Origin of the sequence: Scytonema millei VB511283, assembly GCF_000817735.3 — a bacterium.
GTDB lineage: Bacteria > Cyanobacteriota > Cyanobacteriia > Cyanobacteriales > Chroococcidiopsidaceae > Chroococcidiopsis > Chroococcidiopsis millei_B.
The window spans coordinates 1081333-1107257 of sequence record NZ_JTJC03000001.1 but is presented as its reverse complement, the minus strand read 5'-3'; the positions used below and the strand labels follow the sequence as shown (position 1 = coordinate 1107257).

The 25925-nt window shown below is 44.0% G+C and carries 28 protein-coding genes; 15 read left to right on the top strand and 13 right to left on the bottom strand.

The features are described 5' to 3' along the window. Window positions 1-47 precede the first annotated feature (47 nt). Together QH73_RS04990 and QH73_RS04985 are read right to left on the bottom strand one after the other, a co-directional pair. Window positions 48-1286, bottom strand: a complete 1239-nt coding sequence (locus QH73_RS04990) for a DUF4912 domain-containing protein (protein WP_039715471.1) — start codon at window positions 1284-1286, stop codon at window positions 48-50. 330 nt (window positions 1287-1616) lie between these two features. Further along, window positions 1617-1904, bottom strand: coding sequence for a hypothetical protein (locus QH73_RS04985; RefSeq protein WP_132866649.1), 288 nt, complete (start codon window positions 1902-1904; stop codon window positions 1617-1619). Between the two features lie 384 nt (window positions 1905-2288). On the opposite strand from QH73_RS04985, the gene QH73_RS04980 reads away from it, so the two are divergent. The 5 genes from QH73_RS04980 to QH73_RS04960 all read left to right on the top strand — a co-directional run bounded on the left by QH73_RS04980 (window position 2289) and on the right by QH73_RS04960 (window position 6951). After that, a complete protein-coding gene (locus QH73_RS04980) occupies window positions 2289-2843 on the top strand; it encodes a CAP domain-containing protein (protein WP_039715470.1) in 555 nt (184 codons plus the stop codon). 339 nt (window positions 2844-3182) lie between these two features. Beyond that, the gene (locus QH73_RS04975) at window positions 3183-4016 is read left to right on the top strand and encodes a hypothetical protein (protein WP_039715469.1); all 834 of its coding nucleotides are present in this window, start codon (window positions 3183-3185) and stop codon (window positions 4014-4016) included. 252 nt (window positions 4017-4268) lie between these two features. Then, a complete protein-coding gene (locus QH73_RS04970) occupies window positions 4269-5246 on the top strand; it encodes a YihY/virulence factor BrkB family protein (RefSeq protein ID WP_039715468.1) in 978 nt (325 codons plus the stop codon). Window positions 5247-5334: 88 nt separating this feature from the next. Further along, the gene (locus QH73_RS04965; RefSeq protein ID WP_039715467.1) at window positions 5335-6438 is read left to right on the top strand and encodes a saccharopine dehydrogenase family protein; all 1104 of its coding nucleotides are present in this window, start codon (window positions 5335-5337) and stop codon (window positions 6436-6438) included. A 138-nt stretch (window positions 6439-6576) separates the two neighbouring features. Further along, the gene (locus QH73_RS04960) at window positions 6577-6951 is read left to right on the top strand and encodes a hypothetical protein (RefSeq protein WP_039715466.1); all 375 of its coding nucleotides are present in this window, start codon (window positions 6577-6579) and stop codon (window positions 6949-6951) included. Between the two features lie 42 nt (window positions 6952-6993). On the opposite strand, the gene QH73_RS04955 is transcribed toward QH73_RS04960, so the two are convergent. Next, the gene (locus tag QH73_RS04955) at window positions 6994-8289 is read right to left on the bottom strand and encodes a cation:proton antiporter (RefSeq protein WP_039715465.1); all 1296 of its coding nucleotides are present in this window, start codon (window positions 8287-8289) and stop codon (window positions 6994-6996) included. 164 nt (window positions 8290-8453) lie between these two features. Here QH73_RS04955 and QH73_RS04950 point away from each other — a divergent pair, with 164 nt between their 5' ends. After that, on the top strand, window positions 8454-9890 hold the full coding sequence (locus QH73_RS04950; protein WP_052290024.1) for a cytochrome P450: 1437 nt from the start codon (window positions 8454-8456) through the stop codon (window positions 9888-9890). Window positions 9891-9979: 89 nt separating this feature from the next. Here QH73_RS04950 and QH73_RS04945 read toward each other — a convergent pair whose 3' ends face one another. The 4 genes from QH73_RS04945 to QH73_RS04930 all read right to left on the bottom strand — a co-directional run bounded on the left by QH73_RS04945 (window position 9980) and on the right by QH73_RS04930 (window position 12438). Beyond that, the gene (locus tag QH73_RS04945; RefSeq protein WP_039715464.1) at window positions 9980-10711 is read right to left on the bottom strand and encodes a TIGR04283 family arsenosugar biosynthesis glycosyltransferase; all 732 of its coding nucleotides are present in this window, start codon (window positions 10709-10711) and stop codon (window positions 9980-9982) included. Between the two features lie 200 nt (window positions 10712-10911). Next, complete coding sequence (locus QH73_RS04940) at window positions 10912-11253, bottom strand: carbon dioxide-concentrating mechanism protein CcmK (protein ID WP_374189015.1); 342 nt, start codon at window positions 11251-11253, stop codon at window positions 10912-10914. A gap of 191 nt (window positions 11254-11444) precedes the next feature. Continuing rightward, the gene (locus QH73_RS04935) at window positions 11445-11756 is read right to left on the bottom strand and encodes a carbon dioxide-concentrating mechanism protein CcmK (protein WP_039717416.1); all 312 of its coding nucleotides are present in this window, start codon (window positions 11754-11756) and stop codon (window positions 11445-11447) included. Between the two features lie 226 nt (window positions 11757-11982). Further along, on the bottom strand, window positions 11983-12438 hold the full coding sequence (locus QH73_RS04930; protein WP_039717415.1) for a rhodanese-like domain-containing protein: 456 nt from the start codon (window positions 12436-12438) through the stop codon (window positions 11983-11985). 399 nt (window positions 12439-12837) lie between these two features. On the opposite strand from QH73_RS04930, the gene mutL reads away from it, so the two are divergent. Then, the gene (gene mutL / locus QH73_RS04925) at window positions 12838-14685 is read left to right on the top strand and encodes a DNA mismatch repair endonuclease MutL (RefSeq protein WP_039715462.1); all 1848 of its coding nucleotides are present in this window, start codon (window positions 12838-12840) and stop codon (window positions 14683-14685) included. A 51-nt stretch (window positions 14686-14736) separates the two neighbouring features. Here the strand turns inward: mutL and QH73_RS04920 are convergent, their stop codons facing one another. Continuing rightward, window positions 14737-15252 (bottom strand): GNAT family N-acetyltransferase, encoded by a 516-nt coding sequence (locus tag QH73_RS04920; RefSeq protein ID WP_052290023.1) that lies wholly within the window; start codon window positions 15250-15252, stop codon window positions 14737-14739. Between the two features lie 195 nt (window positions 15253-15447). Between QH73_RS04920 and QH73_RS04915 the strand changes: the two genes are divergently transcribed. Together QH73_RS04915 and QH73_RS04910 are read left to right on the top strand one after the other, a co-directional pair. After that, window positions 15448-15840 carry an Alr5209 family pentapeptide repeat protein gene (locus QH73_RS04915; protein WP_039715460.1) on the top strand — a complete coding sequence of 131 codons (393 nt, stop codon included), beginning with the start codon at window positions 15448-15450 and terminating at the stop codon, window positions 15838-15840. A gap of 85 nt (window positions 15841-15925) precedes the next feature. Further along, entirely contained in the window at window positions 15926-16348 is a 423-nt protein-coding gene (locus QH73_RS04910) for a hypothetical protein (RefSeq protein ID WP_039715459.1), read from the top strand. A gap of 23 nt (window positions 16349-16371) precedes the next feature. Here QH73_RS04910 and QH73_RS04905 read toward each other — a convergent pair whose 3' ends face one another. Both QH73_RS04905 and QH73_RS04900 read right to left on the bottom strand, forming a co-directional pair. After that, entirely contained in the window at window positions 16372-16827 is a 456-nt protein-coding gene (locus QH73_RS04905; protein WP_039715458.1) for a hypothetical protein, read from the bottom strand. Window positions 16828-16995: 168 nt separating this feature from the next. Further along, entirely contained in the window at window positions 16996-18558 is a 1563-nt protein-coding gene (locus QH73_RS04900) for a phytoene desaturase family protein (RefSeq protein WP_039715457.1), read from the bottom strand. Window positions 18559-18997: 439 nt separating this feature from the next. Here QH73_RS04900 and QH73_RS04895 point away from each other — a divergent pair, with 439 nt between their 5' ends. After that, window positions 18998-19906: a DUF1338 domain-containing protein gene (locus QH73_RS04895; protein WP_039715456.1), complete on the top strand. Its 909-nt coding sequence runs from the start codon at window positions 18998-19000 to the stop codon at window positions 19904-19906. A gap of 13 nt (window positions 19907-19919) precedes the next feature. Here the strand turns inward: QH73_RS04895 and QH73_RS04890 are convergent, their stop codons facing one another. Beyond that, on the bottom strand, window positions 19920-20558 hold the full coding sequence (locus tag QH73_RS04890; RefSeq protein WP_039715455.1) for a TetR/AcrR family transcriptional regulator: 639 nt from the start codon (window positions 20556-20558) through the stop codon (window positions 19920-19922). 107 nt (window positions 20559-20665) lie between these two features. Here QH73_RS04890 and QH73_RS04885 point away from each other — a divergent pair, with 107 nt between their 5' ends. The 3 genes from QH73_RS04885 (at window position 20666) to QH73_RS04875 (ending at window position 23110) form a co-directional block, all read left to right on the top strand. After that, window positions 20666-21346, top strand: coding sequence for a Coq4 family protein (locus QH73_RS04885; RefSeq protein ID WP_039715454.1), 681 nt, complete (start codon window positions 20666-20668; stop codon window positions 21344-21346). A 101-nt stretch (window positions 21347-21447) separates the two neighbouring features. Continuing rightward, window positions 21448-21660: a hypothetical protein gene (locus tag QH73_RS04880; protein WP_039715453.1), complete on the top strand. Its 213-nt coding sequence runs from the start codon at window positions 21448-21450 to the stop codon at window positions 21658-21660. 157 nt (window positions 21661-21817) lie between these two features. Beyond that, window positions 21818-23110 (top strand): glutamate-cysteine ligase family protein, encoded by a 1293-nt coding sequence (locus tag QH73_RS04875; RefSeq protein ID WP_132866647.1) that lies wholly within the window; start codon window positions 21818-21820, stop codon window positions 23108-23110. A gap of 54 nt (window positions 23111-23164) precedes the next feature. Here QH73_RS04875 and QH73_RS04870 read toward each other — a convergent pair whose 3' ends face one another. After that, window positions 23165-24085 carry a LysR family transcriptional regulator gene (locus tag QH73_RS04870; RefSeq protein ID WP_039715452.1) on the bottom strand — a complete coding sequence of 307 codons (921 nt, stop codon included), beginning with the start codon at window positions 24083-24085 and terminating at the stop codon, window positions 23165-23167. 187 nt (window positions 24086-24272) lie between these two features. Between QH73_RS04870 and QH73_RS04865 the strand changes: the two genes are divergently transcribed. Further along, on the top strand, window positions 24273-24560 hold the full coding sequence (locus QH73_RS04865) for a hypothetical protein (RefSeq protein WP_063777334.1): 288 nt from the start codon (window positions 24273-24275) through the stop codon (window positions 24558-24560). A gap of 37 nt (window positions 24561-24597) precedes the next feature. Then, window positions 24598-24765 (top strand): hypothetical protein, encoded by a 168-nt coding sequence (locus QH73_RS04860; protein ID WP_165587618.1) that lies wholly within the window; start codon window positions 24598-24600, stop codon window positions 24763-24765. Between the two features lie 402 nt (window positions 24766-25167). Here the strand turns inward: QH73_RS04860 and QH73_RS04855 are convergent. Next, window positions 25168-25925, bottom strand: a 758-nt coding sequence (locus tag QH73_RS04855; protein ID WP_132866748.1) for an IS5 family transposase, incomplete at its 5' end; no start/stop codon positions are given.

Here is a 25925-nt window from a genome sequence, read left to right as displayed (position 1 = left end):
GCGGATCTGTATGCCCCCCTTTTTAAGAGGGGTTGGGGGGATCTAAACTAGGGCAACCATTCGAGGACGGCTTCTTCCTTAGTATTGGTATTGCGCGAAGGTGTCTCGCGGTTGAACTTCATGTGAATCGAACGAGTTTGTTCGCCATCGGCTGCAACTGCCATAATTGGGTAGTCGATTAACCCATCTTGGAATGACATCTGGAAGCGGAATGTCCCATCGGGATTGAGTTTGATTGGACGACCGCCGATGGTTACTGTTGCATCTGGTTCGGTTGCACCGTAGACGATTAACTCAGCATCGGCAACTAACCAGAACTGGCGCGGACGCATGGGGACGGCGGAAGCGGAGAAGCCTACGCCAGACATGCCTACGCCAGACATGGTTAAACCAGATACGGTAGGTACTGCCCACATTCCTACGCCAGAGGGGAAGACGTAAGAACTGATCGCTTGTTCTGGAACCTGCTGCATAGAGCCGAATAGAGAACCCGCAACTCGCTGCGCTTCTGCACCTTGAGCCATACCAAAGATTTCATCGTAGATTGGATTGCCAGTAGCGGCTGCACCACCAGCTGCCATTGACATGCGCTTAGCAGGGGGAACCAGTTCAAATACAGTCTTACCGCGCAGATCTTCATCTATGCTGACGGTAACGAAGTGGTCTTCAATCCAATCGCTAGGATAAACGGGGGGAACGTGGACGGTAGCGGAACGAGCTAGAACCAGAAAACGACCGTCAACGCAGCGATAACCGATATCTACCACATAATCGCGATCGCTCACTGGGATCGGTAAATACCATTCCCGCGCTAGTTCGTCACAGGGGTATTCTTGAATGCTGTGGGGGCTTTGAAATTCAATGTTAATATCTGTCACGTCGTAGAGGCGCAGCGCTAGCTGTTGTCCGCCTTGGCGACGCAGTTCTTCTTTGTGGTCGTTGGGAATATCCCAGTACGTGTACGACCATTGCGGATCGCGTGGCATCAGCACAATTCGGCTTTCGCCATAGCCTCCGGGTAAATCCGCCAAACCCTCATCCACGTCAGCTAAGGAACCACCAGTCCGGTCTTCTTGTCCCAGTTCAAATTTAGCTGCTTCCACTGTTTCTTGTGCCTCCAGATTACGCGGTTGAGTGCTAGAGAGTTTAGTACGCTCGGCTTGTTGTATTGCTGCCAATAGTTGCGACTTACGCATTCGACTGTAGCGAGAGATGCTATATTCGCTAGCAACTCGACGCAACTGCCGCAGTGTCATGTCGTCTAGAGGTGGGCGTTCTTTCGCCATAAATTTGACCTCCGATATGAAGTACGAATTCGGAATTCGGAATTTCGGAATTGGAATTCAGAATTCGGAATTTAGTGCAAGAGAAGCTGCCTTCTCCCTTTTCCCTAATTACAATTCTTGCCTTGCGGCAGACATTATTTTTTTGGGATCGCGGGGATCGCTTTGTTAACTATTTGTAGCAGAAAAACTCTTAGCAAGATCGTTGTGAAAAGACCGATTTCAATCGATCCCACGTAGGTATCAGTTTTTGGGGATCGTTATGTCATGAATTTATGACATAATGTCGATTGCGATCGCCTACCTCTATCCAAATGTCAATTTTTCGTGACATTACCCTATTTCACTCAAGCTATGTTGCAGACGATTTTCTATCGCCCCTTTTTTTAAGGGGAGCCAGTCGCGTGCGGGGGTGGCACTATCGCGGACTTCGTCGCCCCCCGTTGAGGAGGCAGCGCGTTGCGGGGGGTTCCCCCGTTGTAGCGACTGCCGTGCGACTGGCATGGGTTGGGGAGATCTTTCTGCCGTAGTCAAATTGACGATCGCACTCAACAGATTTGGGCGATCGCTCTTTAAGTTGACATCAATACACAGATGTGCGTCCCTACGAACGTATCTCATCGGAAGGAGAATTGCTATATACCGAGTGTTAACAGCTAACCCATTAACTATCAACAAATACAGCAATCGGTTTATGACTTAAACAAAATCGCTGTAGCTGAGATTTCAGTAAAATTACTTCGATATATAGCTTCAGTAATAATTCGCTTGTTAGCTAATTAGAGATAAAGTTGAATAGATTTATAGACTATATTTTTGCAGTCAATTTTAAATCTTTCTGCAAAAAGTTTCAAGAGTGACCGCATTAGATTAAACTGTACATTTGCTAATTCTTTTAGCAACAGTTCAGTCTCGAAAATAAACTTGCCTGCTAATTCTTTTAGCAGCGATTCATCCTGAAAATTTTCAGTTTCACTTGCTTATTCTTTCATTGGAACTCATTGCATGAAGCATTCTGTTTTGTTCAAACTAGCCTTGTGTTCAGTCATTTTCACCGCTGGAACAACAATTGCGGCTAACGCTAAAACCCCTACTTCTCACCGGGAGATCGCTAAGAAAAACATACTTGCAAAGCCGAAACCTAATACGACTATCCTAGCTCAGGCTGATACTTCCTCCATAGAACGGGCTGTTTTCAACCGAATTAATCAGTATCGTCAAGGACGTAATTTAGCTCCTCTAACTTGGGACAATACCATTAGCAATCAAGCCCGAATTCACAGTCAAAATATGGCGAGTGGTGCAGTTCCTTTCAGCCATAATGGTTTTCAGCAGAGAGTGCAAGAGATTGCCAAAGTCATTCCCTATAGAGGAGCGGCAGAAAATGTTGCTTATAATCAAGGTTATGCCGATCCTGCTGCTAATGCCGTTCAAGGCTGGTTAAATAGTTCTGGACACCAACGGAACATCGTAGGTAGTTACAACCTAACTGGTGTTGGTGTTTCTAGAAATTCAAAAGGTGAATATTACTTCACGCAAATATTTATCTTGAGGCGATGAAGGTAAAATTTGTCCGATTGTTTGAAACCTAATCAACATTGCTAGGGTGCGCCGATCGCGTACCCTATTATTTTTTGATAAAATTAATCATATTTTCCGTGGATTTACCGACATAAGTGACACCGCCTCTACCCTCAGAGGTATTTTCAGTAAAATCTACCTTGAGAAGAAAGGAATTTCTCCTTAAACTAATCGGTTATGGTTTTTCTATTCATAGTCTACTGACAAAATAAGCTATTTTTATTTATGTATAACCTTATCAAATCTTGCCTGTAAACTCAAACTGAAGAATCAATAATAGAGGATGATTTCAGCTAATATGACAAGGATTATTGCCCCATGATTGAGACAACTATTAAGAATTTTCTCAACTTGCCAGGAGTAGTGGGATTAGGAATTATTCTCATTCAAGAGCAACCAAAATCTTACCTATGCTTGAAAGAGCAAACTGTACAATGGCAAGTCAAAGAATTTCTCAATCATAATTTTATCCGTAACATCATCAAAAATCCCGATGCATTTGATGTTTTTGAATTTCCGATTCACACAAATTACGTTTATACATATAAAGTGAGTTCGCAAGTTACCTTGTTAGTTTTGACTAGTATGGGACTAGCGGCAATTAAAACGATCGCTAACCTACAATTAAAAACTGTACTCAAAAAAGATGTCGAACAAACAATTACTATATTTCAGCAATTAGCTAAAGAATTTCCTCTCGTTCGCGCGATCGCGCAGCCAATTTCACAGACAGTTTCTCAAGTATGCGATGGCACTCAGAGCGTGTCGATCAAACAAAAAGAAAAAATTATAGTTTTAGAATTATTGAATGCTCTCAACCATTTAAGTAAATTTACAAGTACTTATATGGGAAGAAAATCGACAATAAAATATTGGGATTCTACTCGTCCCAAACAGATTGAGTGTTTGGCATACTTTCAGATGAATGAGAATGCTGAATTCATTTTTACGGGCAACGATGCAGAGATTATCAATCAAATGCAGCACTATTGGATTAGAAAGTGGACGAGTACCTTTCTCAGAAAAACAGCACTTATCTTACCCAATTTACCGGACATGGTTTCGCAAAAATGTTTGAGCGATCGCGAAAAGTTTTTAGTTTTTCCTCTTCAAGCTGACAATACTGAATCTCAAACTCCAATTACTGTATAATAAATCACTCCGAAATTAAATTGTATTCATAAAAAAATATTTAAATAAAAATACCTACTTGATTGGGTATAGGAAAAATTTGTGATATAAAAACTCAGGCTAGCTAGCTTACAATAAATCCATACCATTTTGCTTTTTGACTGCGACAAAAGCGATTTTCTTCAGCCTACGAATTACTAGGGAGTTGAGAGATCTCAACTGGTTTAGTTCAAGTGTAGGCATAATTGACCAACTACCAACAAGAGACAAACAATGCACTTGCGATCTGTTGGAGAATTATTAAAAGAGACATTTCAGGAGTGGAACCAGGATAAAGCATCGCGGCTAGCAGCAGCCTTAGCATATTACACGATATTTTCGATCGCACCACTGCTGATGATCGCGATCGCCGTGGCAGGTGCAGTATTCGGGGAAGAAGCTGCTAGAGGAGAAATTGTCACCCAGATTCAAGATTTAGTAGGAGAAGCGGGGGCAAAAGTCGTACAAACTGCACTGGCTAATGTCAACCAAACTAGAACGGGTATTGCTGGAACTTTTGTCGGTATTGCTACACTTCTGTTAGGTGCGACAGGTTTATTTGGTGAAATGCAAGACGCACTCAATACAATTTGGGAAGTTGCACCAAAACCAGGACAAGGAATCTGGGTATTAATTCGCCGCCGCCTGATCTCATTTAGCATGGTTTTAGGGATTGGCGTTTTATTGTTATTATCCCTATTGTTGAGTACGGCACTAGCAGCATTTAGCAGCTTTATGAATAGTTGGATACCCGGTTTAGCCACTGGATTATCTATCCTCAACTTTGTCGTTTCTTTTAGCTTGATGACATTATTATTTGCGATGATTTACGTTATCTTGCCCGATGTCAAAATAGCTTGGAAAGATGTTTTAGTTGGTGCGGCAACAACGGCTTTCTTATTCACAATTGGCAGAACATTATTGAGTATGTACCTCGGTAGTGCAGCCGTCAGTTCGACTTTTGGTGCAGCTAGTTCCCTTGCCGTTCTTTTAGTGTGGATTTATTATTCTGCCCAAGTTTTCTTTTTAGGGGCTGAATTTACGCAAGTTTATGCCCGTAAATATGGTTCTGAAATTGTGCCAACAAAACATGCTGTTTCTGTTGCTGCTAACCGACTACCATCTGTAGATCCTCAAAATTCACCGCGTATCCGTCCTCGCCGCCGTTCTGGTTTTTTGACAAAGATAAAAAACTGGTTTGGCAGACAGTGATAGAGGTAAAACCAAACTCATACCTACTACCGAGGCAGAGCGGGCATAAAATCTGTTCAAATAGAAAAGGTGTAATAACTCTGGATTGATGACAGATCGAGTTTTAATTCTTGGTGGCAGGGGAAGAATCGGCAGCAGTGTAGCCCAAGACATTGCCAGTTATACATCAGCAGAAATTACCATCACTAGCCGTAACCCCGATACAGCAACCTCAGTCAGCAAGCAGCTGGGTTCTCAGGTTCGATCGCTAGCATTAGATATAGCAGACAAAGCCAAATTAAGAGAAGCGATCGCTTCTTCCAATCTCGTCATCCATTGTGCCGGACCGTTTCATTTCCGTGACGCTAGCGTTCTGAAAACTTGTATCGAAACGGGTATAGATTATCTCGATGTCAGCGATCATCGGTCTTTTACCCGCAAAGCTTTAGATTTATCTCCAGCGGCTTCAGCTGCTGGGGTGACAGCAATCGTCAATACAGGCGTTTTCCCTGGAATCTCAAACAGCATGGTACGTCAGGGAGTAGAAAAATTAGACCAGCCAGAACGCATCCACCTCAGTTACTTAGTAGCAGGTTCTGGAGGTGCTGGCGTAACGGTGATGCGAACGACATTTTTGGGGTTGCAGAAGCCTTTCACCGCTTGGATTGACGGTCAGTGGGTGGAAATTAAGCCATATAGCGATCGCGAAGTCGTAGATTTTCCCGCACCTTATGGTAAATCTGGCGTTTACTGGTTTGATATGCCAGAAGCTTTTACCTTACCGGAAGCCTTCCCCGTCAAAACCGTAATTACCAAATTTGGTTCCGTTCCCGATTTTTACAATCATCTCACTTGGATTGCTGCCCATGTCTTCCCCAAATCCTGGATGCAACGGCGCAGCGCGATCGAATTTTTATCCCATGTCAGCCACTTTATGACTGATGTGACCAATCGTTTTAGCGGAATTGGAGTGGCAATTCGTTCCGAAGTCACTGGGTTAAAAGACGGACAGCAGGCGAGTTATTGTTCGACGTTGATTCACGATAACACCGCGATCGCTGCTGGCTGCGGTACTGGTAGTATTGCCCAACTTTTATTATCAGGTAAGCTCAAGCACCCCGGCGTTTCGACTGTAGAACAAGCCTTACCCACAGATTTATTTGAACAAACTATGGCAAGTCGTAATATTCACATTCAGCAGCAATGGTTGTGAATGAAGTAGGGGCGCGCAGCTGTGCGCCCCTACCTACATTGAATGGGAAATGGTAATATTATGCTTCCTTTGATAGAAGGAATAGATATAGCAAAAAATGTAAGCTGCTCTCATCGTCAAAATTTTTGAGAGACTGTTATGCGTGGGATTTTATCCAATCTAAAACAAGCACTTTTGCAAAAGCTTTTACTGTTATTTCTCGTGAGTTTACTTGGCTTTTTTGGCATGGCGATCGCGAACTATTCGCCAGTTTATGCAGCCACTTTAGAAGAGACAAAACTCATCCCTCCAGAGTATAAACCTACTCCAGAAGAAAAGATCGAGCGGGCATATGAATATAGCGAAGCCACGGGAAGAATGGAAGAGGCAAAACAAGCAAGGACTACTAACTCTAATCGAAATTTCGATCCTAACCTGAAAGCTAATATCAAAAATATTGATGCTCAAGCCCAAGAAGGGAAAACTAGTCTCAAAGATAAGACAAAAGGTTTACTGGAAAAAATTGCAAAATAGCACGGATGTAGAGACGGACCGCGATCCGTCTCTACGCAGTATTTACTCGCTTTGTTCGGGTAGAGTTGCGTGTTTTGCTCGTCTGCTTTTCCCTCTGATTCTACGCTCGTACCAATTCATTAAAGGTGTGGCACTAATTCCATGTAAAACGACAGAAATAACGATTGTCGTGAAAGTAATCCAGGCAATTTGTTCTGCCGCACTGTCTTTTAAACCTTCACCAAAAGCGTAGAAGAGATAGTACAAAGAACCAACACCGCGAATACCAAACCAACCAAATAACCACCGACTGGCAGGATGCAAGCGACGGCGATCGCATTCTACCGGAGGATTTGTTGCAATCGTGCTAATCCATGCTCCTACGGGACGGATGACAAAGAGTAATAAACCTGCCACAATCAGTGAATTTCCGAGATATTGCCACAAGGGTTGCATTCTCAACAGCGACCCCAGTAACAGAATTGTTCCGACTTCCATTAACTTTTCAATTCGTTCGACGAATTCTAGTTCGGATTCGCGTTTTTCTGGATCGTCTGCGTAATTTCGCTGGACGACTAACCCCGCTACAAATACAGCAATAAATCCATAACCATTAACAATTTCTGTCAAGGAATAGGTAATCAAGATCGTTCCTAGAGCAACAAAATCCTCCATCAAAACATCAGCAGGACGACGTTTTTGTAGCTTGCGATCGAGCCAAGTAATAGCTTTAGCTACGGCAATTCCCATCACAATGCCAGATGCGATCGCCCAAATTAAATCTACGGCTACCCATTGTTTAAACCAGTTATCTAAATTGGGGTCTTTGAATAAATGCAAGCCAAAATAGACAAAGGGAAATGCCAGTGCGTCATTCAAACCTCCTTCGGAAGTCAGACCAAAACGTAATTCATCCTCATCGTCAATGTCTGCTAGCTGTACTTCTGAAGCTAATACGGGATCGGTAGGGGCGAGAATTGCACCCAGTAACACGGCTGCACCCCAATTCATCCCCAATAACCAATGTCCTACTGCTGCCAGCGCTACAATTGAAATGGGCATGAGCAACCCGATCAATCTGGCTGTAATTTGCCATGCTCGCAATTGTAAGGGACGGTTCATTTTTAAGCCGCAACTGAACACCGAGACAATCACGACAAATTCGGTCAGCCGTTGCAAAAACTCTGTATTTGGTTGTACTTGAATGAGTTTGAAGCCGTAGGGACCGAGAATAATTCCTACAACTAAGTAAATGAGGGCAAAAGAAAAAGGTAAGCGGGAAATCCAACCCGAACCAAGGGTGACTGCTAGCAGTAGTACCCCAATGACAAACAAATCGAGAATATAAATATCCACCATAGCGATCGCCAACGAGAAAACGCTAGGAAAGTTTAAGGCGATCGCGGTTGACTCTACATCTGCTTGCGGTAGATTATTTTCAGTAATGCAGTATCTATATTTTGACTACTTAAGGCTGGCGTAACAATAAAAAAGATTTAGAAAGAGATTTAGAGACAGAAATTATGTTCCTACCCCAAGGTCCAAAAACTCCACCGCTCGTTCAACTGATACAGTGGATTGCTAATCCCTTTGCTTTAATGGAGTCTTGCGCTCAACGTTATGGTGACTGGTTTACCCTCAAGGTAGGTTTAAATTATCGTCCCCTTGTTTACGTCAACAGTCCCCAACTGTTACAGGAAATATTAACCAACGATACTTACAAGCAGTTCGATGCACCTGGAGAAATGAACGAAATTCTGACTCCATTATTAGGAAATTCTGGAGTCATGATGCAAAGTGGCGATCGCCACCGCCGCCATCGCCAACTGATGGTTCCTCCTTTTCATGGCGATCGAATGAAGGCATACGGTGACATCATTACCGAGATTACCCAACAAGTTATCAGCCGATGGAACCCGAATCAGCCTTTCTCCATGCGTGATTCCATGCAAGCCATTTCCTTCAACGTCATTTTGCAGGCTGTTTTCGGCTTGAGAGAAGGAGAATCCTATCAACAGATTGAAAAACTCCTCTACGATATGCTGGAGTTAACGAACTCGCCCCTCAAAGCCAGCCAACTATTCTTTCCCTTCTTACAACGAGATCTTGGTGCGTGGAGTCCGTGGCGGAAGTTTTTACGTCAAAAACAGCACCTCAACCAAATCCTCCAAACTGAAATAGAAGCACGTCGCGCCAACCCCGATCCCGCGCGTACCGATATCCTTAGCTTACTAATGGCGGCGCGGGATGAAGCCGGAGAACCAATGAAAGATGAGGAATTACGCGATGAGTTGATAACTTTGCTAGTTGCAGGTCACGAAACCACGGCTACAGCTTTGACATGGGCATTATATTGGATTCACAAACTGCCTGAAGTCCGGCAAAAGTTGCTGGCAGAACTCGATAGTCTAGGCGATACACCAGACCATAACGCGATCGTGCGACTACCCTATCTCAACGCCGTCTGTTCCGAAACCCTGCGGATCTATCCAATCGGAATGCTCACTTTTCCTAGAGTCGTGCGATCGCCCGTTACTCTCTTAGGACAACAGTTAGAACCAGGTACGGTATTAGTAGGTAGCATTTATCTCGCCCATCATCGCCCAGACCTTTACCCCGAACCAAAGCAATTTAAGCCAGAACGCTTCCTAGAACGGCAATTTTCTCCTTACGAGTACTTACCCTTCGGTGGCGGCGTGCGGCGCTGTATTGGTGCAGCTTTTGCTCTGTTTGAGATGAAACTCGTCTTGGCTACCATCTTATCTAACTTAGAACTCTCGCTAGCCAACAACCGCCCCGTACGTCCCATGCGGCGAGGTTTAGTCTCAGCCCCTACTAGAGTAGAAATGGTTATGACTGGACGGAGGAAGAGAGCTGAGGGAGCTGAGGGAGCTGAGGAAGCTGAGGGAGAGAAGAGATCACAGTATACAGGTAAGAATTCATTAACTACTAACTATTAGTGAAGCAGTCAACTGTCAGATGTCAACTAACAACAAATGAAAAATGACATAGGGCGAAGCCCTTCCCGAAGGGTATGACAAATGACCACTTACCGAATATCCCGATACAGTCGCTTTAAATATGTGGGGGAAATACCAAACCCCCACAAAAAACCAATATATAGATATATTGCTGTTGCTTTCCAGAATCCCCAACGGGCAACACGGCGATCGCTACTTTGAACGATGCGATTGACTTGCCGGATGCGCCCTTGCCGCACTAATTTCAAGCAGAAATCGGCTTCTTCCATAATTGTCAGAGTGCGATCGAAGCCACTACATTGCCAAAAATCAGTTCGACGACAGAAAATCGCCTGATCGCCAAATAGTAACCTCAAACCCTGAAAAAATAAGTGGGGACGAAATAGTAACGGCGCGTAATAAGTTTTGAGAAAATTGTGCAGAGACATCAACCAACGAGTTTTGGAGGAACCTGCCATGAGGGAAACAAAACCCCCACCTGCAACTCCAGGATCTGCCAAAGTCTGCTCGATTATCTCGACGAGATCGTCTGGAACCCAAGTATCGGCATGGATGAAACAAAGAATTTCTCCAGTGGCAGCTTTTGCCCCCTGGTTCATTTGAATTGCACGCCCTCGATCGGTACAGAATAAAACTTGCACTCCCGCAGCTTGAGCGATCGCAACCGTACCATCTTCACTACCAGCATCGACAACTAACACCTCCCACGCTGGAGGATCGAGTATGCTTAGCTGTCGCAGAGTACGTCCAATACAGCCTGCTTCATTCAACGTGGGAATAATAATTGAAATCCGAGTCACAAAAAGAGGGAGTAGGGAACAGTTATCAATCAAGAAAGGGTGTGGGGTGTGGGGTGTGGGGTGTGGGGTGTGGGGTGTGGGGTGTGGGGTGTGGAGATTTTAAATTTCTTTCTCCCTCAGCTCCCGATCGCTCCCTCAGCTCCCGATCGCTCCCTCAGCTCCCGATCGCTCTCTTCCCCCTGCTCCCTGCTCCCTGCTCCCTATCTTTGAATTATCGGTCGTTCCACTGAGTCGCGGAAGCGCTGGACTTCATCTGTAAAGCCGATGGGTAGTACAACTTCTACGTTTTCGTGCGGGCGCGGAATGATCACCCAAGATTCAAGCGTGCCTCCGTATACATTTTCTATTGCCTCAATTCCTGCGGCAACAGCGGTTTTGACCTCTTGGACATCACCCCGCACGTTAACATTGAAACGAGCGCTACCAACTCGAATATAACCAACTAAAGTTACTCTTCCGGCTTTAACCATCGCATCTGCTGCGGCTAGCACAGCAGGAAAACCTTTCGTTTCAATCGATCCAACTGCCTGTGGCACTGCTATCTCCCCAATATAGATCGTGGCAAGAATTTAAAGTATAGAGCTTAAGAAATACATTCTATAAATGCTCATCCTATATTTTGACAGAGCGAAAGCACTTTGTGTCAGTTCTCATTTGTCAATAGATATTTATTCCTAATTTTGACAATAAGCTCTGACAGGCGATCGCATCCTTACTTTCATCGCCAGTCGCCTTAAAACGTTCGGAACTGCTCCACTTTTTGAGTGTATTGAATTGGTAATACCGTTTCTATGTTTTCTGTCGGGTTAGGAATGATGTAGTGAGCGATGACTTGAGCGCCAAACACTTCTTTTGCAGCTGCAATTCCTGCTTCTACAGATCGATTTACCTCTGCTACTTTACCGCGAACCGCGACTAAAAACTCTCCTTTTTCGGCAATCCCATAGTAAACGAGGGTGACTTCGCCTGCTTTCACCATTGCATCTGCTGCGGCTAGCACTGCTGGAAAACCCAAAGTTTCAATGACTCCTACTGCTGCTGGCACGATCGCGACTCCTAGTATCAATTGCATCAATGCATTTTACTGTAGAGCATTTTAAGAGCCGCGATCGCCAATTTTGTACCACGCGATCGATCGTCTAAGGAGACTGCGTTCTCGCTGGTAAACGGTTGCCAACCTGAAGATAAATATCCCACCCCAGAACAATTTTGGAGTGGGAGTGTTTTTATTCCCTAGATTGCTTAACGCGATCGCTCGGCAAGCAAATAAATTACACGTCTTTTTGTTGAGTTTCTAGATGATTTTGCACGCGGGCAACAACATTATAATCATCAGCACCAGGAGGGGTTTGCGATTCGACTATACCTTCTGTTGGACCACCAATCGCCTTCCATGCTGGTAATCCACCTTTGAGTTCTGACACATGCTCGAACCCTGCGTTGCGAAGTTGTTGAGCTGCCTCAGCCGTTTGCTCGTCGGTTTCGCCATATAGATATATGTCTCTAGTTGTAGCCAAAGCAGGCTTTGCTCGCTCTACCAATTGTTCTATTGGCATTGTCATAGCACCCATGATATGACCGTCGTTGAAAGCCTCGCGGTTACGCACGTCAATAACTGTGAAAGCAGGTTCGCCCCATTCTAAACGAGATTTTAGCGCGTGAGCATTTGATTGAGCATCAATAGGTGGTTGTGGCGGAATCACACCCCCTAAAGGATTGTTACTCATAATAAATTCCTTCCAAATTGCATTGTTTTGTAATTTACCAACAAACACAACTTGAAACGATCTTTCTCTAGAAAGAACGTTCAAAATATCCTACGAAAGATAGACTAGCAGACTCAAAAAGTGACACTCAGCCATAGGCTTACCACTCTCAATTGTTTAAATATTTGTAAGTATTTGCAGGTAAAATTTGTTGCAATCTCTGTTGCAACACTTATCTACAGTAATGGAACCACATTTCGTCACCATCAATCGTAAATCCTAGAAAATGTTTATAAAAAGTCAGTAGTGACTGGTGACTGGTAACTAGATAAAGAATCTCGCCACTAGCTCTCATCGCCACTGATAACTGATAACTGACAACTGCTCGCTGTCACCAAGCGCTCCATTAGACTAGATCTTATGACACCTGGGATTTTACCTTTACCTACTGAAGTCGTGCATCTCATTGCTGCTGGAGAAGTCATTGATTCTCTGGCTGCTGTCGTGCGGGAACTGGCAGAAAACTCCTTGGATGCTGGAGCAACGCGAATAGTTATTTACCTTTATCCGCAACAGTGGCGCGTTCGCATTGCCGATAATGGTTGTGGCATGGATTTGGAGAATTTACAAGCGTGTGCTACTGCCCATAGCACCAGCAAAATACGCAATTGTGAAGATTTGTGGCAGGTTACAAGTTTGGGGTTTCGTGGCGAGGCGTTGCATAGTCTGGCTCAACTTGCTGAATTAGAAATTTTCAGCCGTGCTGCCGAGGCTGGCGAGGGATGGCGCGTGAAATACTGCGATCGCGGCGAAGCGATAGAGACAGAAACAGTGGCGATCGCTCCTGGTACAGTCGTCACCGTCTCCAATTTATTCGCAACTTGGGCAGAACGCCGTCAGGGAATGCCTTCTCTCAGTCAACAAATCAGAGCGATCCAAAATACAATTCAGCAAATTGCCCTGTGTCATCCTCACGTCACCTGGCAAGTCTGGCAAGACGATCGCGAGTGGTTTACCCTCTCCCCTGGAGCTACTACCCAGCACTTAATACCACAAATGCTGCGCCAAGTCAGTTTGAACGATTTGCAGTATCTTAAGGTTGAAGTGCCGACTCCTTTTGAGGGAGCAGGGAGCGCTTCGGTGCAGGGAGCAGGGGGGAAGAGAGCTGAGGAAACAACTCAAAATTCAAAATTCATTCTGAATTCTGCATTCCGAATTCCGAATTCTCACCACTCATTTCTTCAATTGGTTTTGGGTTTACCGGATCGCTGTCATCGTCATCGTTCAGATTGGGTGAGGGTGGCGGTGAACGGTAGAATGGTGAAGTTTGCAGAATTGGAACAAACGATCTTTTCAGCGATGGCACGGACTTTACCCCGCGATCGCTATCCAGTTTGTTTTCTCCATTTGCGAGTTGCGCCGTGGCAGATCGATTGGAACCGTCAGCCAGCGAAAACCGAAATTTACCTACATCATCTGAGTCATTGGCAAGAACACACGACAGGCGCTATAGAACAAATACTGCGCCTCAATAGTAACAGCGTGTCTGACTCGGCTCATCATACACGAGTCACTCAACTGATTAAAGTCGCGGAAGAAAAAGGCGTATATGGTACGAGTCGGGCGATCGCAGAAAACGGGAGTCGGGAAAAGAGAGCTGAGGAGGCTGAGGGAGCTGAGGGAGCTGAGGGAGCAACTACCAACTACCAACTACCAACTACCAATTACCATTATCTCAAAGCGATCGCCCAGGTACACAATATGTATATTTTGGTAGAACATCCTGGTGGTATGTGGTTGGTAGAACAGCACATCGCCCACGAGCGAGTCTTGTACGAGCAACTCTGCGATCGCTGGCAACTCATCCCCCTAGAACCGCCAGTAATTCTGAATCATCTGTCGCTGGCTCAAATAGCTCAATTGCAACGGTTGAACTTAGAAGTCGAACCGTTTGGCGATCGCTTGTGGGCAGTCCGCAGCGCCCCGGCAATGCTAGTACAGCGCGATGACTGCGCCGATGCTTTAGTAGAATTAAGCTTGGGTGGAGACTTACAAGCGGCTCAAGTAGCGACTGCTTGTCGCTGTGCCATCCGTAACGGTACGCCTTTGAGTTTAGAAGAAATGCAAACGCTACTCAACCAGTGGCAGCGCACCCGTAACCCCCGCACCTGTCCCCACGGTCGTCCGATTTATTTATCCTTAGAAGAATCGACTTTATCGCGTTTTTTCCGCCGTCATTGGGTCATCGGCAAAAGCCACGGAATTTAAGCAAGTCTAGAAACTAGGCAAAATCTATATTTCACGTTTGCTGCTATCGTTTTAAACATGGTCGAATGGAGATGAATACTTCACCATACCGCTAATTCCAGTTAATGCCTCAGGTACGAGTTCCAGTACCATAAATACCTCATCTGGAACTGAAAAAGGCGATCGCAATCCTTTATTTATCGCAGGTACAAAACCAAAGCGACTGTAGAAGATTGGATGACCCAGAACTATCACAATTTTGTATCCTAAAATCTGACACTGTTTCAATCCTGCTCTCACCAGTTGAGAACCGACACCTTGATTTTGAAACTGAGGCAGAACCGCTAATGGAGCCAAAGCCAATGCTGTAAACTCACCTTGAGGACTGGCGATCGCAATTTCGCTAAATAAAATATGCCCGACAAGGCGATCGCCTGCAATTGCTACTAAAGATAACTTGGGGTTAAAATTAGCTAATTGACGAACATTATCAACCAATCTTGCTTCATCTTCTCGCCCAAATGCAAGTTTATTTGCCTTAAAAATATTAGTATAATCTTCAACAGCTTCAGCACGAATTATCATCATAAGTTCTATTTAAACAACACATAATATAAATCGATTGGCTTGCATTTCCCTGTCAAATTGCAAAAGCACTAATTACCCTTTGCGCCTCTGCGTCTTTGCGTGACAAAATTATACCGAACTACAAAATTACCAACTATTCTTTTTGCCTTTAAAATAGAAATAAAACCTTTAACTATACAACTGTGAGATTAGTCCATGTCTGAAGTCATCCCCAACCCAATTGTCAATACAGCCGAACTTTTAAACCAATATGCGGCTGGAAAACGCGACTTTACAAGTATAGAACTAAGCGCAGTTGACCTTAAAGCTGCCGATTTGAAGGGTGCAGACTTAAGTTATGCCGAACTAAGTGGAGCCGACTTAAGCGGCGCTAACTTAAGAGGAGTAGACCTCAGCTATGCTAACCTCAACGAAGCTAATCTCAGCGGAGCCAATTTGCGCGGAGCAATTTTGATTGGTACAGATTTACGTCACGCCAAACTAGAAACAGCAGACTTACGCGAAGCAGATTACGACCCCGATACCACTCACTTTCCCCCAGGATTTGACCCCATACAAGCAGGAATGCGATCGGATCGCTCTAGCTAATATTAAACAGTAATGAAAGCAATTTAGGATGGGATGAGGACACAATCCGATCTCTGACCAATTACCAATCATCAAGGAGATAATCATGGATCTACAAGGTAAAAAGAGAATCGAAGCTGTTTTAGCGATCGCGGGTTATGCTGCTAGTGGTGGCGCTGTGTCAGCTCTCCCTTCTCCAGGCGCAGAAATGCCAAAACAGTTTGTCTTAACTGCTGCTGATATTGGCATGTACACCTTAATTTGGAAAATCTATTTTGAGGAAGATCTATCACAGAAAAATCTATTAGAAATTTTGGCTGAGTTAGGTATGGTTACTATTGGCGCGGTGGGGACAGCCTATGTCGTTGCTAAAGTTAGTACGGCGATTTTAAACGAAATTAATGATTGGCTGGGACCCGTGGGATGGGGTGTCAAAGCTGCGATCGCAGGTTCTCTATCGAGTTTATTTGGATTGGGTTGGATGCTCTATTGCGATCGTCTATACTCACAAAAACAAGTAGCTTTTTAGGCTTTGATTTTCAAATTTTACAACTAGGGATTTTTGACTGCTTTAACAGTCACTTTCTTGCGAAGTTTAGGACTTTTATCTCGCTCTCGCAACCATTGCAAAGAAACAATATTTAACAATAGCCCATTCACAAATAACAAGACGATCGAAACAATTTGATGCCAAACGATCGGTTGCACTGATAGATCGAAGACAATGTGAATAAAATTTATGACAGTGAACAGAACTGTCATGCAAAAATGTATGAGTCTGTATCGTCTCGAATTATTAAATGCAGTCACTACAATTGCGATCGCTGGTAAGATAAACATGCCTAACATTAACCATGACTCGAATACAGGCATTTTTCCCTGAGTATTAAGCATCACTACATTTTCACCATACAGCAGCGGCATTAAAGCCAACTGCGTGTGAAAAACTGTTCCGAATAGAAATACTATCCAAAGAGCAATTATTTTTCCTTGCTTACTGATGCTCATATATCGGGTTTAGGGGTTAGAGGTTAGGACAGCGACCAGTTCGACAATAACTGGCGATCGCAACTAAAAACCTTGGTAACTAGTATCTGACAACTAGTCACTGATAACTGACAACTGGTCACTGTGTCCATTCTCCCTGCTAACAGCTAACAACCCAGGAGAGATAAACTATCTTTTAATTAATAGTTCAGAAGCGTTAGCTCGATTCCAGACCGATTGACCTGTAATTAATTCAACCACATCCATACCATTGCCAATGACACCTGGGACACTGGGATATCCAGCACTAGCACCGACGAAGAAAAGATTTGGCAATTCAGTTGTATATCCCAAACGATTTAAACCGACTTGCTTGGGGATTAACTTCGCACCGTAAATGTTTCCCTGTGGTTGTCCGAGATAGTATTCGCTGGTAGTGGGAGTTCCAGAAATCTTCATCCGAGTATAAGCATTTACATCAGGAATTAAATCTCGCACGCTTGTCATCATTTCTTGATAAAATTGCCGTTTTTTCGCCTTATAAGCTTTAAGATCTGTTGAGTGCAACTGTTTAAACGGTTCGTAGGGACACACAGTAGCAATTTCTAATACGTGATGTCCTAGCGGAGCCATACCACCTGCTGGAGATTTCATCGTAGGACAAGAAAGAAAAATCCAAGGATGGTGTAAGTCACCCAGCAATTGTTGGCGATAGGCTTGATTTAAATCGCCATTGGGATAATACCAAATATTCCAATTGCCAATCCCATATTTTTCTGGCTCGAAGCGGCTATCTAAACCTAAATAAATATTAAAAGCACTAGCAGAATATTCGTAACCAGTCAGGCGTTGACGCTCCCGGTTACTTAATTCTTCGACAGTTTCCCGCATTAACTGTAAAGTTAACTTGGGGTCTAGGTCGCTGATATAAGCACGAGTAGCCTGATAAGTTCTACCTCCAGCAATGACTTTTTGGACTTGACGGTCTTCAACTTCGATATATTCTACGGGAGTTGAAAATTGCACGACGCTACCACCAGAGGTAATGGCTGCAACAATCTCATCAACCAAGTGTTTGAAGTGATGCTGAGGGTAATAGGCTCCTTCCGAGTAATCCCATACTAAAGAAGTATGAGTAAACAGCGCAATTTCCTCGGGTGGCAAAGCATAGTCTCCGCTCTGTCCTGCTAATATCGTTTGCAGTGCAGGTGACAAACCAACATGATTGTAGAGATCTTGTAGCGTCCAATTTCGCCTCACAAATAAATTCCAATACTTGGGTAACTTCAGCCAATCTGAGAGATGGCGATTGTACCAGCGGACTTCTTGAACTAGGCTGCGAATCTCTTGGTGTACTTGCTTAATCTCGTCACAATAGCGATTAATTGGCGTGGCTTGCTCTAGAAAAGTTGAGAGCAAACGCTGACGCAAATTTTCCCAACCTAGAGGAATTTTAAAGTCAATTTCTGGAGCAATGACGCGATCGATGCAATCAGGGTTGAGGGAAACAAAGGGGACATCCCGCTCGATGTAATTGAGAAATTGCGCGATCGCCTGACCCGATCCACACTGAGAAATATAGTGAACGTCCGCACAAAATCTATATTCCCCATAATCAAATGTATGACAGCATCCTCCCGCTAAGTAATGCTGCTCTAAAACTGCTACTCGATATCCTTGTCGAGTCAAACAAGCGGCAGCTGACAGTCCTCCTAGTCCAGCTCCCATAATGACAAAATCGAAGCTTTCCATATCAGACTCTCCCCGGAATATGTCTACTTTTACACTAAGTAGAAAAGTTGAGAATCTTGTGAGTTTGTTTCAACCGAATGAAGTTAGTTGAACAAATATGTACAAAGTTAAAAGTCAAAAGTCAAAAGTCAAAAGCCAAAATTTGGCTCTTACTATCACCATAACAAATGACTAATGACTAATGACTAATGACAAATTATAAAAAAGTTCCGCACTCACCACCATAGAACGTGCGGAACTCTATCAGCGCAAAGGCGTAGCATCTACCAGTCACACTACCGTCATTCACAGATGACTCAGATGACTTGATATTTAATATAGAAATAGAATTTGAGGAACTTGTGAGGAAACGGTTGACAGTTATCAGTTGTCAGTTATCAGTTATCAGTTATCAGTGAATCTCAACTTACGACTTACGACTTACGACTTACATCGCGCTATGCAAACTGAAATTGCCCTTCATCTTTGGGATCGACTCTGGCAACAATACCGTGCTAGAGTCAGCTACGCTCAAGTTTACGAACAAATGATTTTACAAGCAGGTGGTACGGTTGCTAACGACCATATTGCCTTTCGTTCGCTGCGGTTAAATATTGATACACCTGAAGGAACGCAGAATTTAGGCATTGAGTATTTAGCAAGTGTTGCCGAGACTTTAGGATATAAGGTAGCGGGAGAATATGTTTTTCCCGCACAGAATTTATATGCTCGCCACTATCAACACCCAGAGCAGGAACAGTTCGATCTACCCAAACTATTCATCAGTGAATTGATTGTAGAAGAATTACCAGAGGCGATCGCATCTCTCATTTACCAATCTGTCAGCGATGCCTCTGTAGGGTTGGCAATGCCTACTAATCCAACGAAACCAATCGACATAGAGCTGATTATAGATCGACTCCAAGGCGTATTCACCCGTCCTTGGTCGCCTCCCAAACAATCTGTGGTAGAAGCAGTTAATCGAGTTACCCAATATGGAGCTTGGGTATTATTACATGGATATGCAGTCAATCATTTCACTGGCTACGTCAACCGCCAGCACGCTCTACAATATCCAGATATAGAGACTACAGCTAACGGCTTAGCTACTTTGGGAGTGCCGATGAAAGCCCAAATTGAAGGTAGCTTAGAAGTTGGTTTGCGTCAGACTGCAACCCATGCAGTGAAAGAGATGGTGACAGTCATAGATGATGTGACTGGGAAATTGATTCAAATTCCTTGGACTTATGCTTATTACGAAATTGCCGAACGCTACCCAGTAGAAGCATCAGGAAAGAAAGTGTTATTTGATGCTTTTTTGGGACAAAATGCTCAACATTTATTTGAAATGACGAGGAAACAATCTTAAGCTATTTATTATTTTATTCATCTAAATATAACTTTAAATAGCTCAAGATCAATTTCTTGGTCTCGCCTATAACCTTACTACGGAATGCCTCATTTCGATGCAAAGATAGCCACTGCAAAGTCCCAACAACTTCTACAGAAATAGTGGCAATTAACTCGCACTGCGCCGGATCTAAACTTGGTTTTCTCCGCGCTAGAAATTTTTGCAACTCAGCGGTAAGGGGTATTTCCATCTCTTCATACATCGAAAGTGGAACTTCTGGCATTGCCTTCAATAACTGCTCGAAGACAATTCGATAACCAGGATTGTTACTATAAAAGCGATCGTATGTGTCGAGAACTCTTTCTACATATACAGATAATGGTAATGCGATCGCCTCTTCAGTATGCAAGTCGGCAAATATCTGTCGTTCCTGTTCTATGTATTTTGCTGCTAATGCTTTCAAAATTGCAGCTTTGTCGGGAAAGAACTGATACAGCGAACCTACAGGAATTTCAGCACGGGAAGCGATCGCTCTTGTGGTTGTATCCTGATACCCTGATTCAATAAACATCTGCTCTGCTACATGCAATATGCGATCGACTCGCTCTTGACTCCGCGCCTGCTGGGGTTTTCGCCGCATTCGAGCATTTTTTTGAGAATTTATTGCCATCTATACTTGACAAAACATGAACGATGTTCGTATTTTATAAATATGAACATTATTCATATTCTATCGTAGAGGCGTTACAGCTAACGTCTCCACAAGGAGATACAACTATGCAATCCCTCAGTTCTCAAACCTGGAAAAGCATTTCGCATCACCTTCGATTTCTCAAGGCAATGAAAGCCTTCTTCTTCCTACTTTTCGAGCCAGAAAATTTAGATACTGTTGATGAATTAAGCCACTGCTTGATACACAGTCGTGCTTTTGAGTTAGCAGCAGAGGCAATGAAGGCAAATCCAGAAGTAGCAGCAATGTTAAAAGAACGCTACATTGCTCCAGCTCACGATCTTGACGCGCTGTTGCGATATCCTCAAGATTCTCTTGGCTACGCTTACGCTTCTAGTTTGAAACAACAAGGATTCGATCGCATCGATCCCGAAGTACAAATAGATGCCGATACCAGCTACATTGAATATCGTTGGCAGCAGACTCACGATATTTGGCACGTTGTTACAGGTTTTGGTACGTCAGAAATTGCTGAAATTGGTTTGCAAGCATTTTACTTGGCACAATTTCGGTTGCCTTTGGCTGGTATGTTGATTGCTAATGCTTTAGTTAGTACCACGCTGATGCATCCAGAGGAACTACCCCAACTACTCCAAGCCATCGCTCAAGGTTGGAAAATGGGTATGTCTGCAAAACCCTTTATTGCTCAAAAATGGGAAGAGGCTTGGGAAAAACCTGTATCGCAGTGGCGACAGGAATTAAACGTACAGGCGATCGCTTTTGTCTGACTTTTTGAATAACGAACGTTCGATATTATGCGAATCTGGATGTGATAATACCATGCCCTTCTGCTCTCTGCCTCCGTACTTCTGCCTTCTTCATAACACCGATGCCAAACCAATTTTGTCCTCTGTGGTTCCGACTGCTGAGAAAAACTTATCCCTGGCTACCTCTAGCTGCTACAGTTTGGCGAATTGCCTTTTTTGGGGGTAGCCAAAGACAGCGAGAACAAACACGTTTTTGGTTGTTAGTTGTCAAGATTGATTTTGCCAATTTAATCGCACTAGCGATCGATCTTTGCCAGCCGGAATATTGGGCTTAATATCTTAGGCTTAACATCATTGAGCGCGTTAAATTTACGCCGTAAGAGAGATATTTTAGCTCGGTAGCCAAAGTCTATCTCTTAGATACTTTAAATTATCAGCGATCGTGAAATCATTGCAGTAGAGGTGGAAAACTAAATTGCAGAGATTTTAGCCATGACAGAAGCAATACGGCGACTCGGATTTGAACAAGAGTTTTTCCTCGTCGATAAAACTGGGGCAATTGCTCATCGTGCCGATGAGTTTTTATCGCGCTGTCAGGCGATCGCAACTGAAAAAGGCAGCAATCCAGATTGTTTTGCACCGGAATGGGTTAAGCATATTGTTGAAATTAATACAAATCCTGTCACTTCGGTAACTCAACTCGCTCAAGAGTATTTAAGTAACCTGCAAATAGCAATTCAGGCGGGGCAAGAATTGGATTTGAGACTCTATCCCTTGTCTACTTATCCCTTGCATGTCATGCCGATAATTCGTAATAAGCTATGGTATCACGTTCAACTGCGTACCGTGGGTTACGATCGCTTCTTACACGCAGGTAGGTGTACGGGTACGCACATACATTTAGAAGTCTCGCCAGGGGCGATCGATCCGCGTATAGGGATATCTTACGACGCTACGCCAGCAGCCCAAGCGGAAATCCTGAATCTCTTCAATCTAGCTACAGCTTTAGACGCTGCACTCATCGCACTTTCCCGCGCTTGTCCGTTTTACGAAGGACGGGGAATGAATGTGTCAGCGCATACCGTACATTACCGAGGACGAGATATTTTCGGCTGGGAAGGAGTTTACACCCATCTCCAAGCAGTGGGAGGACTTCAGCCTTACGTTCACAATGTGGAAGAATTAGTCGAGTTACAGTTTTCACGCTACCATGCTTGGTTATCAGCAATGGATCGCGCTGGGGTAGAACGCCACCTGTTTTTTGAGGCGGGAGGTAGCTTGTTAAAAACAGCATGGAACCGCGTCCGGCTTAACAAGATTGGGACGATCGAATTGCGCGGTACGGATAGTAACTATCCCGATCGCATATTGGCGATCGCAACTTTAGTGAGTAATGCTGGTGCGAGAGTCAGACGCGAGAATTTAACCGTCAGACCGAAAGCAGGAGTCAAGACTTTTCAATTAAATGGCGATCGGTTAGACGTACCAGAATTTGAATATTTAGATAACGACTTGCTTTATGCAGCCGTAACCGAAGGAGTGAAAAATCGGGAGGTTAAGGATTATCTCGACTCCATATTTGAATTTGCGACTCAAGACGGTGAAGGAATAACTTTTTTGACGAAGATGCGCTCCGATCTCGGTGAATATGAAACTACAGAAGCGGAACTTCTGCAAGAATTCCAAACCTCCACAGGCGAAATTTCTCTAGATGAAGGACTGAGACTCGTACGCCAGTCGTGCGATAAGTTAGAGCAACAAGTTTTTAGTATTATCGGTCATTAGTCATTGGTAGTTGACGGTTAATGGTTGACTGATAACTGATAACTGATAACTGAATTACGCACATTTCACCGGAGGAGATGCGACACCGCGTAGCACGTCTAAAAAGGAAAACACGGCTGGAGTTAGCAGCGTATTTGCTAATACAGCGACCCCAATGACTCTTTCTAAGGGGACTGGTAAGCTACACACCCGTAAGGCTGACGGGATTGGTTCTGCTGCTAGCCGTGGCATAATTGTTGCGCCTAGACCTTGTAATACCATACTGACAGATGTAGAGTCTTCGTTAACTTGGTAAGCAACCTGATTATCGATCCGAATACCTGCGCTCAGTAGGTGGTTGCGGAGCGTGGTAAAACACGCATTATTGGTACTAGGAACAATTAATGGATAAGCAAATAGTTCTTCCCACGTACACTGATTTTGCTTAAGATGAGCAGACGGTGGTAGTAGAGCGACATATTCATCCCGCAAAATTTCCCAAGCCTCAAATTCTGCACTGGTGGGAAGGTGGGTAAAACCAACGTCAGCCTGACCTTCGCGTATAGCTTGCTCTACATCTAAGTGGTCGAAATGTTCTAAGATGTCGATCGCAATTCCTGGGCTGCGGCGGCGAAACTGGGCGATCGCAGACGGTAAGATATGGGTGGCTGCACTCCGTATACAAGCAACTCTGACAGTGCCACTCTGCAAGCTTTTTTCTGACTTTGCTGCGGCAACCATCTCTTCCAACAGCTGCAAGATTTGCCGAGCGTATTCAATTACCTGTTCCCCTACGGGGGTGGGAATTGCGCCTTGCCGACCGCGAGAGAATAATAAGATTCCTAATTCATCTTCTAATGATGCGATCGCGTGGCTGACTGCTGATTGAGACAAGTCCAAGCGTAAAGCGGCTTCACTAAAATTACCATATTCGGCTACTGCCAATAATGCTCGCAGTTGGGAGAGTTTGATCTGACTATTGTTAAGCTCAAGCATGGCTCCAATAATAAACGATTTGAGAATTTAGCTTAGTGCCACCCATTCATAACTTACCTTATTTTCGAGCTATCGATTTTATTCATACAACTATGCATAGATTGCTTTGTCATCAGAATTAACAGTTGTTAGATTAGATTTGTGCCGCAAAGCAAAGACTTATTTTTACTTTCAATTACCTTAAACTATGAAAGCTAATTGCGATTACTTAATTTCCCCTGGAAATGAAACAACTGACCGTAAATCTCAAACTAAATTTATTGTGGCAAAGCCAAGGGACTATGCCAAGATTACCAGATTTTTGCAACATTTATTTGCTTGGTTATTTCAAAGCAACGAACTACAAGTAAAGCAACGCCGCGATCGCCAAGGCAATACATGGTGGCAAGCATTCGATCCAAATACAAATGAGTCAACAAGTTTTGGTTCTGAAGCAGAAATGCGTTCTTGGATCGAGCAAAGATATTACCGCTAATTTTGTCAGAAACTGTGATTATTTTTAGGAGAAAAACATGAGAGAAACTTCTTATCAAAATACCGATCGCGCACCTGTTAGCCACAGACAGCAAGCCTACAATTTTGCTAAAAAAAGCTATCGTTCCGTGCGGCATCTAATTGTCGAATTCTGGAAATTCAGCAACTATTATGCAGAATACAAAGCCAGAATGAGAGGACAATAAAAGCGCGGTCGCACTAAGAATAGATCCCATAACCCCCTTTTTAAGCTTTTTCAAAGGGGTTTATCAATTTTTACCTTCTTCCTGAAGAAGCAGAAATAATAAAGCTTAAATTTAACTCTTGAAGAATTATAAAGCCCGACCGCATGAAGAATTGCCTCAACTAAAATCATTGGGTGATTTCCGTACTACAACAGCATCTTATAGATTACACTTAAGAACAGACCTAACGAAGTTGGTAACTTATCTGTATCTATGGTACTTAACACCTCTAAGAGGATGTTTGAAAAGTTTTGAAGGGTGAGATTTTATGCCAGCCGCCTAACCATGATACGGATCATGGCAAGGTAGATAAAAGTCTCGGAGGTNNNAGAGGATGTTTGAAAAGTTTTGAAGGGTGAGATTTTATGCCAGCCGCCTAACCATGATACGGATCATGGCAAGGTAGATAAAAGTCTCGGAGGTTTGGGGCAATAATTCATAGTCTCTGACTAATCGCCGACACCCCATTAGCCAGCCGAAAGTGCGCTCCACCACCCAACGTTTTTTGAGCAACACGAAACCCTTAGTTTGTTCTGGTCGCAGCACCACTTGCACAATCCAACGGCAGAAGTCCATCACCCACATCATGAACGATGTACCGTCAAAGCCGCCATCGACCCAAATGGTTGTCAAACGGGACACCTTTTTACCCATCTGTTTTACCTTCTGGAGTACTTGTTTACCTCCCTCTCGTTCTCCAACACTGGCGGCTGTGACCAATACCCGCAATACTAACCCCAAAGTATCGACACTCATAAACCGCTTGCGTCCTTTGATTTGTTTGCCCGCATCATAGCCCACCGCTTCATGTACCATCGCGGTGCTTTTCACACTTTGGCTATCGATAATCGCTTCTGATGGACTGGGATGACGCTGCTGCTCGATTCTGAACCACTCTCGCAGGCTGTCGTGAAGCTTCAACCATGTCCCATCAATGCGCCAGTTACGGAAATAAGTGTATACAGTCTGCCATGCTGGAAAGTCACTCGGTAGTGCTCGCCATTGTACCCCTTCGCACAACACATAGAAAATTGCGTTGAAAATCTCCCACATATTGACTGTACGGGGACGACCACCTAGTTTAGGCTCTGGAATCATGTCACTCAGAAATTCATATTGGG